General features: G+C 71.1%; 13 protein-coding genes. 5 read left to right on the top strand and 8 right to left on the bottom strand.

Annotation, left to right across the window (positions count from 1 at the left end; translation table 11 throughout):
* Positions 1-295 precede the first annotated feature (295 nt).
* Positions 296-880, top strand: a complete 585-nt coding sequence (gene thpR, locus PUR26_RS11840) for an RNA 2',3'-cyclic phosphodiesterase (protein WP_329871859.1) — start codon at positions 296-298, stop codon at positions 878-880.
* A gap of 307 nt (positions 881-1,187) precedes the next feature.
* On the opposite strand, the gene PUR26_RS11845 is transcribed toward thpR, so the two are convergent.
* The 3 genes from PUR26_RS11845 to PUR26_RS11855 all read right to left on the bottom strand — a co-directional run bounded on the left by PUR26_RS11845 (position 1,188) and on the right by PUR26_RS11855 (position 3,020).
* Positions 1,188-1,367 carry a DUF6381 family protein gene (locus PUR26_RS11845; protein ID WP_329871861.1) on the bottom strand — a complete coding sequence of 60 codons (180 nt, stop codon included), beginning with the start codon at positions 1,365-1,367 and terminating at the stop codon, positions 1,188-1,190.
* A 438-nt stretch (positions 1,368-1,805) separates the two neighbouring features.
* Complete coding sequence (locus PUR26_RS11850; protein ID WP_329871863.1) at positions 1,806-2,405, bottom strand: hypothetical protein; 600 nt, start codon at positions 2,403-2,405, stop codon at positions 1,806-1,808.
* A gap of 372 nt (positions 2,406-2,777) precedes the next feature.
* Positions 2,778-3,020, bottom strand: a complete 243-nt coding sequence (locus PUR26_RS11855) for a hypothetical protein (RefSeq protein ID WP_329871865.1) — start codon at positions 3,018-3,020, stop codon at positions 2,778-2,780.
* 574 nt (positions 3,021-3,594) lie between these two features.
* On the opposite strand from PUR26_RS11855, the gene PUR26_RS11860 reads away from it, so the two are divergent.
* Positions 3,595-3,909: a hypothetical protein gene (locus PUR26_RS11860; protein WP_329871866.1), complete on the top strand. Its 315-nt coding sequence runs from the start codon at positions 3,595-3,597 to the stop codon at positions 3,907-3,909.
* Between the two features lie 581 nt (positions 3,910-4,490).
* Positions 4,491-4,835: a hypothetical protein gene (locus PUR26_RS11865; RefSeq protein WP_329871868.1), complete on the top strand. Its 345-nt coding sequence runs from the start codon at positions 4,491-4,493 to the stop codon at positions 4,833-4,835.
* 295 nt (positions 4,836-5,130) lie between these two features.
* On the opposite strand, the gene PUR26_RS11870 is transcribed toward PUR26_RS11865, so the two are convergent.
* On the bottom strand, positions 5,131-7,188 hold the full coding sequence (locus PUR26_RS11870; protein ID WP_329871870.1) for a pectinesterase family protein: 2,058 nt from the start codon (positions 7,186-7,188) through the stop codon (positions 5,131-5,133).
* Positions 7,189-7,315: 127 nt separating this feature from the next.
* Complete coding sequence (locus tag PUR26_RS11875; protein WP_329871872.1) at positions 7,316-9,052, bottom strand: CocE/NonD family hydrolase; 1,737 nt, start codon at positions 9,050-9,052, stop codon at positions 7,316-7,318.
* A 97-nt stretch (positions 9,053-9,149) separates the two neighbouring features.
* Between PUR26_RS11875 and PUR26_RS11880 the strand changes: the two genes are divergently transcribed.
* The gene (locus PUR26_RS11880; RefSeq protein WP_329871874.1) at positions 9,150-9,866 is read left to right on the top strand and encodes a TetR/AcrR family transcriptional regulator; all 717 of its coding nucleotides are present in this window, start codon (positions 9,150-9,152) and stop codon (positions 9,864-9,866) included.
* A 150-nt stretch (positions 9,867-10,016) separates the two neighbouring features.
* Here PUR26_RS11880 and PUR26_RS11885 read toward each other — a convergent pair whose 3' ends face one another.
* Entirely contained in the window at positions 10,017-10,592 is a 576-nt protein-coding gene (locus tag PUR26_RS11885; RefSeq protein ID WP_329871875.1) for a hypothetical protein, read from the bottom strand.
* A 156-nt stretch (positions 10,593-10,748) separates the two neighbouring features.
* On the opposite strand from PUR26_RS11885, the gene PUR26_RS11890 reads away from it, so the two are divergent.
* Positions 10,749-11,915 (top strand): helix-turn-helix domain-containing protein, encoded by a 1,167-nt coding sequence (locus tag PUR26_RS11890; RefSeq protein WP_329871877.1) that lies wholly within the window; start codon positions 10,749-10,751, stop codon positions 11,913-11,915.
* Positions 11,916-12,250: 335 nt separating this feature from the next.
* Here PUR26_RS11890 and PUR26_RS11895 read toward each other — a convergent pair whose 3' ends face one another.
* The gene (locus PUR26_RS11895) at positions 12,251-13,144 is read right to left on the bottom strand and encodes a PhzF family phenazine biosynthesis protein (RefSeq protein ID WP_329871879.1); all 894 of its coding nucleotides are present in this window, start codon (positions 13,142-13,144) and stop codon (positions 12,251-12,253) included.
* A gap of 233 nt (positions 13,145-13,377) precedes the next feature.
* Entirely contained in the window at positions 13,378-16,374 is a 2,997-nt protein-coding gene (locus tag PUR26_RS11900; RefSeq protein ID WP_329871881.1) for a carbohydrate binding domain-containing protein, read from the bottom strand.
* Positions 16,375-16,737: the final 363 nt, after the last annotated feature.

Consider the following 16,737-nt stretch of genomic DNA (forward strand, 5'->3'; position numbering starts at 1 on the left):
ACGCTTCCACCACACTCATGGCCGCGGTGCACCAATCATGATCTACGACTGCCGATCATGGAGAAAGTCATCGGCCCTCGCCCGGCCCCGCCCCCGCGGCTTCGGCCATCCCGCCCACGCCCGTGAGCCACACCCACGGGAAGCCGTGATCAGCGTGTCCAGCGCCGTGCTCGTCGGCACGGCTGAGGGCGGCGCCCTGGCGGTCCAGCGGACGGCCCGCGAGACACCGGGCGTCTCGTGGAACGAGAAGCCACCACGTACCGCCGGCCGGCGCCGATGGTGTACGAAGTCTTTCGTGAACGAACAGATCCAGGCCGCGACCGTACGCGTCTTCATAGCCCTCGCTCCGCCCGACGACGCCAAGGAGGAACTGGCGCAGGCACTGCGGCCCGCCTACGACGCCTACCCGCGCATGCGGTGGAACCGTATCGAGGACTGGCACATCACACTGGCGTTCCTCGGGGAGCTGCCGAGGTCAGCGGTTTCCCTCCTGCGGACGCCGCTCGCCCGACTCGCGGCGGGACACCGCCCTCTGCGCCTGGCCTTGCGCGGCGGCGGGCACTTCGACGAGCGGGTGCTGTGGAGCGGTGTCGACGGGGACCTCGAAGGACTGCGGCTGCTCGCGGGGGAGGTGCGGGCGCTGGTCAGGGAACACGGTGTCACCTTCATGGACCGGCCGCTGACCCCCCATCTGACGCTCGCCCGTTGCCGCCGCGACGACGCTTCCAGCGCGGTACGGGCAGCCGCGGGACTGTCCGCGTTCACCGGCCGCACCTGGCAGGCCGAGCGTCTGCACCTGGTCGGCAGCAACTTCGGCCGCGGCCCCGGTCCGATCCACTACCGTGACATCGAGCACTGGGCATTCGGCGGCGCGGGATGAACCGGCCCCGTCGGTCGGGTGCGGAAGAGGGCTTCCCGTCGGGCCTGCGGGCCCGCGACGACCTCCGGGCGGGCGGCTCCCAGCCCGGACCCCGGCCGGCCGCCAACCCGGCCTGGCGCCGCCGCGATCATCGCACCGGTACGCCCTGAGGGCCGAGCCGTACGTCACTGTGCGGGCGCCCCCCATGCGGCGGCGCTCCCCCGGGCCGCTCAGGGTGGTTCTCCGTCCTGCTGTTCGCCGACCGCGAGGCAGTGGTGTGCCTGGAGCGACCTCGGTCTGCACGACGAGACCGGTCAGGAGGCCGCCACTACATGGGGTCGATGCCCTCACTGCTCTCGCGGTCGCTCTGCTGCTTGAGCCGGCGGGCCTTGTCCTTCAGCCGCTGACGCTCCTGCGGGTTCGTGGCCCGTTCCGCCTCCTGCTCCATCTCCTGGGCTTTGGCACGCATGTGCCGGATGCGTTCATCGAACTCATCTGCGCCGCTCATGATCCACTCCATCAGACATCGGCCGGCCCCGGACCGGGCGGGCAACTCCAGCGAAACAGCACCCCGGGGTGCGCGCATCCCGGGGCGGCACATGCCGTCATCCGTTCGGACGCCGGTCCTGGACGCGACGTCGGTCAGACCAAGGCCGGCCTCGGGCCCGTCCATCGGCTTCGGGCCGTGTGCCGAAGTCGCCGACAGGACCCGCGGGGCCCCGGGCGCCCGTATCCGGGAGAACCGTCGGGTCCCCTACGAGCCCGTCACCGGCGCCAAGGAGGCCGTTGCCGGTCACGTCCCGCCGTGTCCGCACGGCGGACGCCGACTCGGCCCGCGGCGGGCCGGTGCGCCGGAGGCGGCGGGCGGAGGCCGGCGGGCGAAGCGGCTCGTGGGGCTCCTCGCCCGGTCCGACAAGGCCCGGTGCATGGCCTGCCTGGCGCCCGGTCAGTGCGACCCGTGCCAGTGCGGCATGGACGGCACCATCGCGGGAGTCATGGAGCGGGCACGCTGCCACATCCCGTGGACCTGCTCCGCGGGACGCTGCTGCTCCCCGTGCAGGGCGTTGAGGATCAACAGGCCGCCGGTCAGCGCCGGGATGGTCCACTGCATGCAAGCCAAGTGTTTCTGGGCCTTTTCGGTGTCGATCGGGTGCTTGGCCGCCTTCTCGGCGTCCTCGGGGTTCGACGACGAGGCGAGTTCGATCTTCTTTCCCAGCATCCGGGTGTAGGCGGTGGCCGCGAGGGCGGCGCCGGTCAGGACGGTCTTGGCGAGCGTCGAGGCGGCGACGCCCTGCTGGGCGGCCACCCGGGGCGCGTTGGCGACGAGCAGGCCGCCTGAACCGAAGAGGTGGGCGGCGATCGCCGCCGCGTTGACAGGCGTCCACTTCGCCCAGCCGGAGCTGGCGATCCTCGCGGTCGCGGCCCAGGTGCCGCCCTCCTCGCGGGCCGCGCCGTTGAGCCCGACCGCGCCCATCAGGGAGCCGCCGAACCAGGCGGCCAGCCCCACATCGTGCAAACTGCGCAGCATTGTGTTGCGTTCGGACATGATCGGGCTCCCTCGCGCGGGTCGTCGAAGCACCGGCGAAGACGGCCGGCACTCTCCTCACCCTCACCCGCGGTGAGCGCGCGCGCCATCGCGGATGGTGCGAACGGAGCAGCCGGGAGACGCACACGGCGTGCTCGCACCGGGTCGGCCGCGCGAGGTTCGCACCGGGTCGCTCACAGCCCCCGACGGGATGGGTCGCCTTCAGATCGGCACCGTTGCCGTTCGCCCGCCCGCAGGGCGTCGCGGCAGCCGTCCAGGCACTTCCGGTCCCGCACCGCGTACTCGAACCGCCCGTGGTGCGGACCGTCCACACGCGGTGGTGGCCGGGTCACCCTGACCCGTAGCTCACGGTACGGACGGGACGTGGGGAAATCAGGACACGCTGTTGTGCTGCTCGGACTCCAGGCGGTCCAGCTCGGCCGTGGCGGAGCGCCGTCTCCGGATCAGTTTGCCCGTCTCCATCGCACCGCCCACCAGCACCATCACGCCGGTCACCAGAACGACAGCACGCAACGGCATCCACCAGTCGCGGGCGAACGCGTACACCACCATGCCCGCGCCCATCACCCACAGCCCGCCGGTCTTGCGCAGCCACAACTCGATCCAGTCGAACATCGGTCTCTCCCCCCGTGGTCGGCCGCTGTGCGGCCGCCGGACAGAGGGTACTCGGACGGGCCGGGCGGGCCGTCGGGGGTCCGCCGCTCCTCACAGCCGTCGTCAGGTCCCCCGCGGACCGGGCTGGTGCCGAAGCACCCGAAGAAGTCAGCTGCTGCGCCTGGTCAGGCTGTAGACAAGTACGAGCACGGCTGCCACCATGATCGCGAGGTGCAGCCACGCGGGGGCGGCGGAGGCGTCCAGGGCGGCCATTGTCATCCGGGTCATTGTGATTCCCCACAGTCGTAGAGTTCCGCTGTCCTCTTGACGTCGCTGCCTCTTCCACCGGGGCGACACACTCACGACGCCATGTTCCGCGTGTACCCCCGATGTGCGCTTCCATCGGTTCGCATACGGCTTTCCGCCCTGCGTCCCTCCTCTCCGCTCGGGTTCGGCCGTACCGATCGGGTCAAGGGAGGCGGTGGTGGCCCGTTCGCGCCACGGCGGCCTGGACAATGTGGGGGTGTTCCGACGTGAGCGGCCGAAGCCGCCGACAGATGCGCGCCTTGATCCCTACCGGCACGCCGCCGCGCGTGTGCTGGATGGGGAACAACTGGTCGGCCTGCTGCTGATCCGGGTCACGACGGTGTGGTGGCGGACCGGACCGTTCTGGCGAAGGCGGTGGGTGGACGCCCAGGAGCTCCCCGAGTGGGCGTTGTCGCCTGTCGGGCCGGGCCAGGGGACCGCCGGTCCGGACGACGGTCTCATCTCGGCCGAGGAACTCGACGAGGAGCTCGCCGACTGGTCCATGGGGGTCTTCCGGCTCGGGGACCGACGGTACGTGCTGGACTGGCTCGGCAGAGAGGAAACCGATGTCCTGCACAGCGAGTTCGGCTGGACCGGCAGCTGACGGTGTCCGCGGTGAGACCCGCCGCCACAGGCCCCGTCGCGGCAGGCCGGGCCGCGCAGACGCTCCGTACCCTCGGTGCGGTCCGGCCGGGCGCCCCTGACTGCCCGGCCCTCGCGTACCTGGCCGTATGACGCGCGCGGGCGTATCCAGGAGTGGTCGAGTCCATGCCCCCGGAATGGCCCACGCATGCGCCCGCGAGAGACAGGGGTTGACCAGGACCCGGGCAGCCCGTGCGGACCGGCCCGCACATGCGCGCGCGAGACACAGCCAGAACCGCGGACGACAAGCCCGTTCGTACGGCGGCCCGCACCTCCGCCGCCGGGACCGGCGCGGGCCCGCACGTCGGGCAGCCGTGCCGTCATCGGTGAGGGCGGGTGCGGACAAGCACACGCTCGCCCATGGGCCGACCGATGGGATCCGGCAACGTCAAGGCCCTGTCAGTGGCGCGGGCAACGGCACCGCCCAGCCCCCTCAGTGGCCGACGGCCGCCGGAGCACCCGCCGGTGGCCGGCCGGAGTGTCCTGCCCGCGTCGACGGGAGCATCGCGGTGACGCGGGCGCGGTCCGGTCGTTGTGCCGGGCATGAGCAACAGAGTGATGCTGCTGGCCGTCATGGTCCTCGCACCGGTCCTGGGGGCGCAGAGCGCGTATGCCGCCGGCCCCGGCGAGACCCTCGCCGTCGACACGAACGAACAGCAGGTGTGCGTGAACTTCACGCACAAGACCAGGACCATCGAGGTGCCCAAGGGGTACGAGGCCAAGCTGTACGACGACAAGGACTGTCAGGGCAAGGTGGTCTACGAGACCGACGAGCGCAGAATCGCCCATGTACCGGCTTCGGCCAGGAGCGTCCTCGTCCACCGGGGCGCCGCGCTGGAGAACGTCCTCGGTCCCGCCAAGGACTCGGCCTCCGACCTGCTGACCTGAGTCGCCGCTCGGCACGCCTGAAGGGGCGTGCCGAGCAGACTGTGGTCCGGGCCGTCCACCCGGCCGATCCGGCGGGATCGCCGGTTCCTCCCCCCTGCCGCTCCCGCCCTCCCTTTACTCCCCCGGTCATCTGTCAGGTCGTTCGCCGCTCAGGCGTCGATGGCCCCGACCGTGCGATCGACCGGTACGGCCGGAGCGTCGGACGACGGGGGGTGGACCGGCACGCCCGGGCCGGCCGCGTCGTCGTCGCCGCGCGCTCGGAGCCCCCTGTGGCGCCTTGCTCGGAGGAGGGCGATCAGGAGGCCGGGGTCCAGTCGCCGAGCCAGTCCGCGATCTCCTGTCCGGCTGCCTGGGAGTCCGTCAGATGCGGCCGGTCGCCACCGGCGGAACCGGCGCCGGGTCCGGTGTTCCGGTATTCGGCGAAACGATCCCCCTTCCAGGAGAAGCCGCCCATGTCCGTCCAGGGGGCGGACTTGATCGCACCACTGAGCGTGGAGTCGCGGACGGTGGTCTGGGGGTCGAGAGTGGCGTCGCCTCCGGCGTGCCACGGACGGCCGAGGAAGAAGCTCCTGTCCGAGACGTCACCGTTCACGGCCGAACGGGTGATGAGGAACCCCTTGCGATCGGCGGAGGTGCTGGGAGCGGTGACATAGCCCGCCGAAGTACCGTCCCAGCGCTTCTTCAGGGTGATGACGGACCTGTCGATCACGGCGGTGGCGCGACCGAAGATGAAGTCGACGTTGCCGATCACATACGAGTTGGTGACGTAGACCCGGCCCAGTCTGTCCTTGCCCGCGCTGTCCAGGAGCAGGGTGTCCTGGTCTCCGCTGACGATGACGCCGTCGAGGAGGACCCGGTCGGCGGCGGTACGCAACGCGACCGCCTGGTGCCCGCTCAGGCTCTGGTTCCTCGCCTCGTCGAAGTCGTTGGAGATGGTGAGGTTGCGGGCCTGGAACTCGTCGGCCTCCACGGCGACGGTGGCACTTCCACCGGTGCCGTAGGTCCCCGATCCGTCGGGCTTGGGCGTTCCGGCGGCGTTGCCGTACACGATGACGGTGTCCTTGCGGCCGGCGCCGGTGCCCCGGAGGGTGACGAAGGGCTTGTTCGAGGGGACCTTGACCGTCTCGCGGTAGGTACCGGGCTTGACCTGGATCACGATTCTGGAGGTGTTTCCGGCCGGGACGGCGTCGACGGCCTTCTGCACGCTCGTGTACTGGCCGCTGCCGTCCTTCGCGACCGTGAGGGTCGTGCCGGCGGCAGCGGTGGACGCCGTTGTGCCCAGCGAGGCCCGCGGCCCGGCGCCCGAGGTGAGCAGCGCCGGGACGTCGGCCGCCTTGTCGAGGGTGTAGTCGTAGTACGCCTTCGGATCGAACGCCGTACCGCCGCTCTCGTTGCGTCCGCTGGTGCCCGAGAAGACGTTCCCGCGCTGGACGAGGGCCGCGGTGGCGTCCTTGGTGACGGGGTTCTTCAGGCCCTCGAAGTAGCTGTTCTCCAGGACCATTCTGGTCTTGCCGCGGGCGTAGTTGCCGTACGCCGTGGTGATGGCCGTACCGGGCAGGTCCTGGAGGTAGTTGTTGTAGAGGTGCGCGTGGGCCACGTTGTCGGTGGACGGGTTGCGCTGCTCCGACTCGCGGATCCAGTTGTGGTGGATCGTGATGTCGGCGGTGACGTTCTCCGTCCAGCCGATGCCGAAGGACTTGTTGTTCTGGCTGAGCTTGTTCCAGGAGACCGTCAGAAAAGTGGTGTCCTTGCGGCTGTCGATCAGGCCGTCGGCCATGTGGCGCAGGTCGTTGTGGTCGATCCACACGTGGTGCGCGCCGTCCATCTGGATGGCGTCCCAGTCGTGTTCCTTGTCCATCCAGACGCCCTCGTACGAGTCCCGGATGGTGAGGTTCCGGATGATGACGTTGTGGACGCCCTGACCGAGGAAGAAGCCGCCCCCCACGATATGGCCGGAGGTGCCCGACCCGACGATCGTCTTGTCCGAGGCGACCCTGATCTCCTTGCCCTTGGGATTCATGGTGATCACCCCGGCCACCACGATGACGTAGGGCTCGGAGGCCGTCGCGTACTTCTCCAGATCGGCCGGTGTCCGCACGGTAACGGTCTTGCCGCCCCGTCCGCCGTACGTCCCGTTCTGGCCCAGTGCGTCGACCGACGCGAAGCCGTCGGCGACGTCATCGGCCCAGGACGGCGCGGCCGCCGCGGCGGCCCGGGATCCGGCGTCCTCCCCGAGCAGCCCGAAGTCGGTGCCGTAGGACAGGCCGACGGCGGCGGTCAGTGCCAGCGGAGCGCCGACGGCCAGTGCCCTCCTGCGCCTGCGGTGACGTGGCTTGCTGCGCTTCTCATGCATGTTCGGCTTCCGTTCCGTATGTGGGGGTGTGCCGCCCGCACCCGGCGGGACGGCCATGGGTGAGTTGCCGCCGCCGCCGGAAAGGTTGCCGATCTCTGTTCCGCGTGCCGGCCGCACCGGCCGCGTGTCACTCCGGGGTCCCGCTCCACCGGATCGCCGCCGGGCTGTCCGATGTCGTGGGGCCGTGCGCCCCCGGCTCCGGCGGAACGGACAGCGCCGAGCCGGCGTGAAGCGTGACCCGCACCGGCACGAGGGTGGTGGCCTCGACCGACGGCTCGGCGGTGCCGGAGTTACGGGCGAAGCGCGGATGGGCGCCCGCGCTGATCTGGAGGCGCAGACGGTGCCCGGCGGCGAAGCGGTGGGCGGTGGAGCTCATCGACACGGTGACCTCCGAGGGGCCCTGCCCGGTGGTGCGTGGCCGGGCCAGTCCGTCGCAGACGTTGACCGAACGGCCGTGTGGGTCCACGTCGCACAGGCGGGCGAAGACGTCGGTGTGGCCGCCGTCCGTGGAGACCCGCAGCCGCGCGCGGACGGGGCCGATGACGTCCAGGGGCTCGGCCAGCGGCGGGCCGGTGAAGGTCAGGACGTCCTTCCGCGCTTCCAGGGCGGTGTTGTCGCGTGCGCCCGCCCCCGGGGAGAGCAGGGGCCCGCCCACGGAGGGAGTGGGGTCGTCCGGGTCGTAGCGGAAGGACGCCAGCGGTCCGGACCGGCCGGGCGCGTCCTGGGTGAGGGTTCCGTCGGTGTCGGGGAACCAGGACGCCTCTCCGGCCGTGGGCGGCCAGTCCTTGAGGTCCCGCCACGCGTCCTCGCCGCCGACGTGGACGCGCACCCGGGTGGGGCGCAGGCCGGTGGGGTCGTCGCACAGGTGTGCGCGCAGCCAGGCGAGACTCTCGGCGAACACCTCGGGCCAGCCCTGCTGCAGCGCAGAGGTGTGACTCCAGGGACCGACGAGCAGGGTGGTGTCGGATCCCACGCCTCGCAGCCGTGCGTACTGCTCGTAGGTCTGGTCGGCCAGCACGTCGTACCGGCCGGTGATCAGGGCGGTGGGAACACCCGGCCGCTCCGCCGCTCGCGCCATGGAGGCGCCCTGCCAGTACGGGTCGTCGGCGTCCGGATGGGTGATGACTCCGTCCAGCCAGGGCACTTCCCCGAAGGCGGACAGGACCGCCCCGCGCAGCGGCCGGGCCATGGTGAGCGCCCGCAGCCGCCGTCGCAGGCGCAGGGTCGCCTTCACGAAGGGTGCCAGTCCCTGGTGCTGATAGGTCATGCCCACGCCGACGGCGAGGGCGTTCTCCAGGAGGAGCGCGCCGTCGGTGTGGAAGAGGGCGTGGGGGTCGTGCAGGCCGACCTGTACGACCATGGCCCGCAGTTCGGGTGGAGGGTCCAGGGCGAGCGCCCACTGGACGTAGCCCAGGTAGCTGGAGCCGATCGTGCCCAGCGTTCCGTTGAACCAGGGCCGCGTCCGCAGCCAGGCCACCGCGGCCAGGCCGTCGGCGGCCTCGTTGCGCCACAGGTCGAACCGGCCGCCCGAGCCGCCGGTGCCGCGGCAGCTCTGCACGACCACGTGGAAGCCCTGTTCGGCGAAGAGCACGCCGTACATGGGTGACCAGGGCAGCCCCCTGCCGTAGGGCGTACGTACGAGAAGGGTGGGGAAGTCACCCCGCGCGCGGGGGAAGTAGTGGTCCGTGATCAAGGGGCTGCCGTCCGCGGACGGCACCACGAGCCCCGGTTCCCAGCCCACGTCGTGTCGCCTGGCCGGCAGGCCGCGCCATGTCGCCCTCAGCAGCCGGGACGAGAGAGGCGGCCTGCGTGACGGCTGTGTCCTGTCGGGCCTCGACGCGAGGTCGCGCGGGCTGCGTGTCATGGTTCTCCTCCGTTATTTTCGTACGCCGTACGAGAATAACGGGTGCTTGGATGTGTCCCGGGCAACCGGCACCGAAGGAGAAAGGGAGGGCGGATACGTGACCCGTGACCAGGGGGCCGACGCCACCGGCGTCGACCCCGCACAGCTCTGGCTGGGATCCGGCCGGCGCGGCAGGGGGCGCAGACCAGCCTTCAGCCGATCGGAGATCACAGCCGCTGCCGTGGCCCTGGCGGACACGGAGGGGCTGGAGGCGGTCACCATGCGGCGGGTCGCCGCCCAGGTCGGCGCCGGCGTCATGACGCTCTACAGCTACGCGCCCGACAAGGACACCCTCCTGGAGTTGATGGTCGATCACGTCAGCGCGGAACTTCCCACGACCGACCCGCTCACCGGCGACTGGCGTGCCGACCTCAAGGCCATCGGCCGTCTCCAGCGCGCCCTCATGCTCCGCCACCCATGGCTCCCCGCCGCGCTGGCGACCCGTCGGACACCGGGGCCGCACACACTGGAGTTCCTGGAGCACGCCCTTGCGGCCCTGCGGCCCACCCAACTGGACGGGGCCGCGAAGCTGGAGGTCTTCAGCCTGCTCACCAGCTTCGTCGCCGGCCATGTCGCGTACGAGATCACGCAGAACACGGCCGCGGACACACCGGGCAGGGCGGCGGCCGAGGCCCGTTACCTCGCCGCCGTCGCTTCGGACGGCCACCACCCCGAGCTCGCCGAGGCCCTTGCCGCCCCGGCCCGCCCGCTCACGCCCGCCGCGACGTTCACCCGGTTCCTGGACCGCCTGGTCGACGGGCTCGACTCCGGCTGACCCGCTCCCCCGGCCACGCTCCCCTCGTCGACGTGGTGCCGCCCGCCTCCCGGTGGCGCGGCCTCTCGACGGCATCGTCCTCCACGGCACACGACCCGGACGCGCGGCGGCGCCCCCGGCGGACCGGGGGCGCCGCGCCGTCCGACCGCGTCAGGGCATGCGGTGGATCCGCTCCCACTTGGCGTTGCTCAGCGTCCTGGAGAAGTAGTCGTTGGGACGCACGGCCGTCGCCGAGGGCAGCCGCGCGTCACGACGCAGGACGCCGCTGTACCCCTTGAAGACCGCCATCGACATATGCAGGCAGTTGTTCCTGGTGATGCTGTAGCCCTTGTCGCGGACGGCCTTGAAGGCGGACTGGGCGTTGCGCGCGTTGCCGTCCTTGGTGTTGGTGCACCGGTAGCGCGTGTAGCCCTCCCAGCGCTTGTCCTTCTTGTCCCAGACGGGCTTGAAGGAGGCACGCACGTCCTTCCACGTGCCGCCGCGGGTCCACGCCTCGTCCCTGTTGAAGGACCCCCAGATCCAGTGGTCCTTCTCTCCGCGGACCCGGAAGGCCCAGGCGACGTGGCCGGCCTTGGGCACCTCGGCGGGGGCGTTGAACATGCAGACCCGCCCCAGGTCGTTCGGTGCGGCGTGGGCGGGGGCGGTCACCACGCCTCCGCCCAGGAGCGTCACCGCCCCCGCTGTCGCGACCATGGCCTGTGTCAGTCGCCTACGAAGGTTGATCATATTTTCGTCCGTCCTTCGGTGACCGGCCTCCGTCGCCCTGATTGGCGTCCGGACGGCTCGTTGCCCGAAGCTTGACCCGGCGTTTGATGACCTGCACCGTCCTGACGTGCTGGTCATCGACTGGTCATCAAGCTTGCTGAGAAACGGAGTCGTTCAATGGCGAGCAGGCAGGGGCGCAAGGAACGGCCGATCAACCCGGAGGACGGGCCGGTCGAGGCCTTCGCCTGGCGGTTGCGGCGACTGCGCGAGGACTGCGGCAGTCCCACCTACAAGGAGATGGAGCGAGCCGCGGGGTACTCGTCCTCGGCGCTGTCCGCCGCGGCGAACGGTCAGGCGCCACCCTCGCTGGAGGTCGTGCGGGCGTATGTGCGTTCCTGCCTCGTGCACGCGAAGGCCGGCGGTGAGCGGGTGGAGGCAGCGACCCAGGAGTGGACGTCACGCTGGCGGACCCTGCAGTCCCAGCTGCGCCCCGCGCCGTCGCCCTCGCTCCCGCGGTCCCCGGACGGATCGGAAGCCGTCACGGCATCGGCACCGCCGCCTGCCGTACCCATGACCACCGACGGATCGCCCGGCGGAGAACCGGCCGCCGCTCCGGCCGCGCCCGGCAGCCCGGTCGGCCCACCGGGCACCCGGGCCGCTTCCGCCGTGGTGCCGGGGGCCGCGGCCGGCGCACCCGCACCGCGCCGGGGGCCCAAGCCCCTCAGGACTCCGGCAGGCCGCGTGCTCGCCGTGATCTCCGCCATGGTCCTGGCAGGGGCGGGTGCTCAGATCGCGCAGAACATCGCCCGGCCGGGGGCCGCGGGGGCCGGTTCCGGTCCGGCCGGTCCGGCCATCCGCGGTGGCCATCACGGTTCCGGCGCGTTCTCCGGAGGAAGGGGCGAAGGACCGGCCGACGACGTCCAGGTCGACGCGCTCGGGGAGCAGAGCCGGTGCGGTCCTGCTCGCCCCGGAGCCGTCGGCGTCCTGCTGCGGGCCTGCGTCAAGGTCGCGGAGAAGAAGGTGCTGTTCGCCCTCAAGATCACCAACCCCGGTCCCGACGCCGCCGAGGTGACGGCGAAGCTGAGGTATGTGCGCAGTGGCCAGTACTACGCGTGCCATCCGGGTGAGGGGACGTATCACGGCACTCTTCCGGCCGGCGGCACCCATGTGACCGACGCCGCCGACTGTGCGGCCCCCCGCCTCCCGGCCGCAGCCGCGTACCAGGCCGACGGGCTTCTGGCCCCCGGAGCCACGGAGAGGTGGACGACCCACCAGCTCTCTCCCCGGGCGAACGTGTATCCGGAGCAGGTGCGGTGGAGGTGCGCGGGCGACACGCCCTGCTGAGCCCGGGCGGGCCGCCCGCGGTGTCCCCCGGACGACACCGATGCGTTCCGGACACGACCCGGGGTCTCACGTCTGGATCGGGCCGGATGGGTGAGCGGGGTCCGGCGCCCGGGGCATCCCCAGGCCCCCTAGGGAGTGTCCGGAAAGTATCGGCGTCCGCCCGGAGAACGGGGGCTGCGGTGTCCGGTGCGTGCGATCGCACGGCGGAGGAGGGAGTCGACGCGGTGGGGGTGCCTCCGTGCCGGGAGGGCTACGGGGCTCGCCGGCGACCGACGGCAAACGCGGCGAGGCGCGGTGCCGGGGCATGTGAGCCCGGCACGGTCCAGACGCAAGCCCTACGCGGGGATCCGGGTTCCCCTCCCGCTCACCCGCACGCGGGTCTCGCCGGCCCGGAGTTCCACCGTCAGTACGCCCGGGCGCCCCATGTCCTCGCCCTGGTGGAGGGTGAGGACCGCCGTGCGGGGGACGAGACCGAGCTCACGCGCGTACGCGCCGAACGCGGCGGCCGCCGCTCCGGTCGCCGGGTCCTCGACCACTCCCCCCACCGGGAAGGGGTCCCGGACGTGGAACACGGTCTCCGAGGCGCGCCAGGCCAATTGCACCGTCGTCAGGTCCAGGCGGCGCATCAGCGCTTCCAGACGGTCGAAGTCGTAGGACAGGTCGGCCAGCCGCTCGCGGGTGGCGGCGGCCAGTACCAGGTGACGGGCGCCCGCGAAGGCGATGCGCGGTGCGAGGGCCGGATCCAGTTCGGCCGCCGTCCAGCCGAGGGCGGCGAGCGCCTCCTCGACATCGGCCCCCGGGACAGCTTCGACGTGCGGCTCCACACTGGTCAGGGTGGCCTCCAGAGCACCGCACGCCTGAGCGGTCACCGTGACGGGAACGGTCCCGACGGGCGTCGCGAACAGCAGGTCACCGGGCCCGTACCGCTCTCCCAGCGCGATCGCCGTGGCGACGGTGGCGTGCCCGCAGAACGGTACCTCCGCCTTCGGGCTGAAGTAGCGGATACCGAACGCCCTCCCCTGCCGCGCCGTCTCCGGTCCGCCGAGCGCCTCGGGCGGCGGGGTCAGGAACGCGGTCTCGCTGTACCCGAGCCCGGCTGCGATCGCCAGCATGTCCCCGTCCCCGAGCCCCGCGGCGTCGAGGACGACCCCGGCGGGGTTGCCGCCGTCCGGGTCGCCGGAGAACGCCGTGTAGCGCAGGACTTCAGGGGAACGAGCAGTGATCGCCATACCCGGCCCAACGTCATGGGATCCGCCCGTGTTCCCCACCGCCACCCGGTCGCCGCCCGGTCGCCGCCCGGGTCACGGCATGTACGCCGGCGTCGACCCGTGGCGTCCCCGACGGCGGATGCGGCCGCGCCGGCTGCTGACGCGCTCTCGCCCGGTGTCCCGGGGCGGCGATGGCGACCGCCCCGGGACGTGGTGCCCCGCCGCGGTGTGCGCGTCCGGGCGGCGACAGGGTGCTACTTCAGGTACGTGCCGGCGGCGCCGATCCTGCCGGTGCCGTTCAGCACGTAGACGCGCAGGTTCCCCTTGCCGGGGGCGACGACCTTGAGGGTGCCGCCCGTGACGACCTGCTTGTCGCCGGTGACGGCGTCGGTGTAGGTGCCGTTGGGGATGCCGGTGTAGGTGGCGGCGTGGGTGACGGTGACCAGGGCGAAGCTGTCCGTGGCGCCGCTGGTGTAACGGCGCTTGAACGCCATGTCGCCCTGGATGCCCTCGGTGGAGTACTGCCCCATCTGGAGGGCGGGGATCGCGCGGCGGATCTCGTTGAGCCGCTGCACATGCCGGACAAGCGGCTGCTGGAGCGTGGACGCCACCGCGCCGGTGGCGGAGTCGACCTTGGAGAACTCGGACGCCTTGACGTCTCCGGCCACATGGTCGCCGAAATAGGCGCGGCCGGTGGTGGCCAGGGGACAGGTGGGACCGCAGTCGATCTTCTTGCCCTTCTGGAACTCGATCTCGGATCCGTAGTAGAGCGTCGGGATGCCGCGGAAGGTCCACATCAGCGACATGTTCTCGGCCCAGGCGTCGGTGCCGCCCGCATAGCGTTCCGCGCCCTTGTTGGGGCCGTAGTCATGGCTGTCGACGTAGACGACGTTGTACGTGGCGTCGTTGTAGCTGTCGTCGGAGTCCTTCCCGTTGTGGAAGGCGTTCGACGCGTCCCCGAAGTTCATGTGCATGCGCATGTCGATGACGTTCATCCCGGAGAACCTGCTGTGGTCCGGGGCGTGGTAGTCGTTGCCGTCGAGGCACGCGTTGGTGGACGTCGGCTGGTTCGACGTGCCAGCCTGCTGCTCGTGGTCGTACATCTCCAGCGCGGCCTTCTCGTCGTCGGCGCTGTACTCCTTGCGCTCTTTCCAGGTGAAGAACTGCGCGGAGTGGTTGACCGACCCGCGGTTCCACTTGTCGTTGACGAAGGCGGCCACCTCTCCGAACACGAAGAAGTTCTTGGCGGCCTCGGCGCCGTGCTGCTGGGCGACGCGCTCCTGGATGGCGGGCAGGAAGCGGCGGTTCCAGGTGGTCCGGGGGATGTGCACGGCCGTGTCGACCCGGAAGCCGTCCACCCCCATGTCGATGTACTTGTTGTACGCGCCGATCAGGTAGTTCTGCACCTGGGCGCTCTCGGTGTTGAGGTCGGCGAGATCGTCGTGCAGCCAGCAGGAGCGGGAGTCCTCGCCCTCCCAGTTCCCGATCCAGCACTGGTGGTAGAGCGCTTTGGGGAACATCCCCGAGGTGGGGCTGGGCCACTGGCAGTTGTGGATGCGGTAGCCCTCGGGTGACGTCCACCGGGTCGGCTGGCCCCAGTCGACGCAGGTGTTGCCGGAAGGCTCCGCCGTCGACCACAGATCACCGTTGTAGTACGACTTACCGGTCTTCGGATCGATGGTCAGACCGTCGTACTCGAACCCGGGCTGCTTCTCGTCGTAGTACCAGGACCAGTCCTTGTCCCGCACGCCGTAGACGGTCGGCGTGTACAGGCCCTTGGCCCCCCAGCGGGACGAATGGTTGTAGACGACGTCCTGGTAGATCTTCATGCCCTTGGCGTGGGCGGCGTCGATCAGGTCCTGGTAGGAGGCTCCGGCCGACTCCAGGCGCGGGTCGACCCGGTAGAAGTCGTAGCCGTGGTAGCCGTGGTAGTCGTAGTCCGAACGGTTGAGCACCACCGGCGTGATCCACACGGCGGAGAATCCGAGACCCTTGATGTAGTCCAGCTTCTGGACGAGGCCCTTGAAGTCGCCGCGGAACATGGGGTCGTTGTTCGTCGCGTTGCCGGACTTCCCGTGCTGGCTGCCGCCACGGTTGTTCGAGGTGTCGCCGTCGTTGAACCGGGCGGTCAGGACGAAGTAGACGGGGTCCTTGCGCGGGTCGGTGCCCAGGGGCTTGCCGGCGGCGGGGGTCGTCGGCTTCTCGCCGGTGGTGGCGCCGGCGGCGGCCGAGGCGGCGGAGACGTTCCCGGCCGCGTCCACGGCCTTCACGGTGTACGTGTAGGCCGTCCTCTCCTCCAGGCCGGAGTCGGTGAGGACGGTGGAGCCGACGTCGGTCACGGTCGTGCCGCGGGTACCGCCGGTCCGGGTCACCTGGTACCGGGTGACGCCCTTGTCGTCGGTGGACGGCTCCCAGGACAGGACGACCGCCACGCCGTCGGCCTTCGCGGTGACCTTGGCGGGCACGGTCGGTGCCTGGGTGTCGGGCGCCTCACCGGCGCACGGGTCCTGGGCGTCCTTGGTGACGGTGTTGTTCCTCACCGTGCTGGTACCCGCGGTGAGCACGTAGTCGGCGCCCTTGTTGTTGTCCCAGGTGCCGTTCCCGTTGTTGAAGGCGGCCTTCATGGTGGCGGCCGACGCGAGGTCCACGGTCCTCTTCCACCAGCCGGTGCACGCGGCTTCCATGCCGGTGCCGGGGACCGCGGTCCACGCTCCTCCGGCGGGCTGGTAGTGGAGATTGACCGTGGACCAGCCCAGAGCCTCCGTGGAGTAGTAGACGGACGCCTGGTTCCCGGGGCTCGGCGTGGGCGTCGGGCCGGGATCGCCGTCTCCGCCGCACGGGGCGGAGTGGGCGATCACACCGTCCTTGACGGTGATGTCGCCCGTACCCAGGTCGTAGTTCTTGCCGGCGTTGTTGTCCCAGACGCCCGAGCCGTTGTTGAAGGCGGCTTCGAATCCCCCCGCCGAGCCCAGGGTGACGGTCTGTTTCACCCAGTCGGTACAGGCGGCCTCCATGCGCACACCCGGCACGGTCGTCCACGATCCGCCGTCGGGGGCGTAATGCAGGTTGTACTGCGCCCAGTTCTTCGTCTTCGTGTAGTAGAAGACCGTGGCCGTGGTGTCCGCCGCCGCCACGGGCGCGGTCGACGGGCCGGTGCCGGGGGGCACCGCCGCCAGCAGGCCGAACAGGGCGCCGACCGCTACGACTGCCGCCAGGGGGCGTCCCGGCAGCCGTGGAGAAGTGCGTTTCATCCATCTCTCCTGGAGAAGGGCCGTGGCGCGCGGGCGCCACAACTCGCCGACAGGACCGGCGCTCGACGAGCGCCCGTCCTCACCGACTGCTGCTCTGACGCGCCTCGGAGCGGTCAGCCGGCCCATCACTGGAAGGTCGTTCGGAAAGTTGCTGCAAGCAATTTCATCCCGGAAGTTACCGGTGCATGACAGACCCGTAAAGGGGTCGCGCACGAACGCCGGAAAGCGCCTTCGGCTCACCGCGACGGGCGTCCCGACAGCGGAGAGCGGCGTCCTGAACCGGAGCGGACTTCCGGGGGACTCGCCTCGGCTCACGCCCTGATGGGGCCGAGCCGCGCCGGTCCGCGTCCTGGTGCCGCGCCT

Origin of the sequence: Streptomyces sp. SP18CS02, from assembly GCF_036322365.1 — a bacterium.
Taxonomy (GTDB): domain Bacteria; phylum Actinomycetota; class Actinomycetes; order Streptomycetales; family Streptomycetaceae; genus Streptomyces.

Excerpts from the sequence above, each read along its gene's own strand:
- PUR26_RS11845 (WP_329871861.1), bottom strand. The coding sequence starts at position 1,367 with ATGAGCGGCGCAGATGAGTTCGATGAACGCATCCGGCACATGCGTGCC.
- PUR26_RS11850 (WP_329871863.1), bottom strand. The coding sequence starts at position 2,405 with ATGTCCGAACGCAACACAATGCTGCGCAGTTTGCACGATGTGGGGCTG.
- PUR26_RS11855 (WP_329871865.1), bottom strand. The coding sequence starts at position 3,020 with ATGTTCGACTGGATCGAGTTGTGGCTGCGCAAGACCGGCGGGCTGTGG.
- PUR26_RS11865 (WP_329871868.1), top strand. The coding sequence starts at position 4,491 with ATGAGCAACAGAGTGATGCTGCTGGCCGTCATGGTCCTCGCACCGGTC.
- PUR26_RS11870 (WP_329871870.1), bottom strand. The coding sequence starts at position 7,188 with ATGCATGAGAAGCGCAGCAAGCCACGTCACCGCAGGCGCAGGAGGGCA.
- PUR26_RS11875 (WP_329871872.1), bottom strand. The coding sequence starts at position 9,052 with ATGACACGCAGCCCGCGCGACCTCGCGTCGAGGCCCGACAGGACACAG.
- PUR26_RS11885 (WP_329871875.1), bottom strand. The coding sequence starts at position 10,592 with ATGATCAACCTTCGTAGGCGACTGACACAGGCCATGGTCGCGACAGCG.
- PUR26_RS11890 (WP_329871877.1), top strand. The coding sequence starts at position 10,749 with ATGGCGAGCAGGCAGGGGCGCAAGGAACGGCCGATCAACCCGGAGGAC.
- PUR26_RS11895 (WP_329871879.1), bottom strand. The coding sequence starts at position 13,144 with ATGGCGATCACTGCTCGTTCCCCTGAAGTCCTGCGCTACACGGCGTTC.
- PUR26_RS11900 (WP_329871881.1), bottom strand. The coding sequence starts at position 16,374 with ATGAAACGCACTTCTCCACGGCTGCCGGGACGCCCCCTGGCGGCAGTC.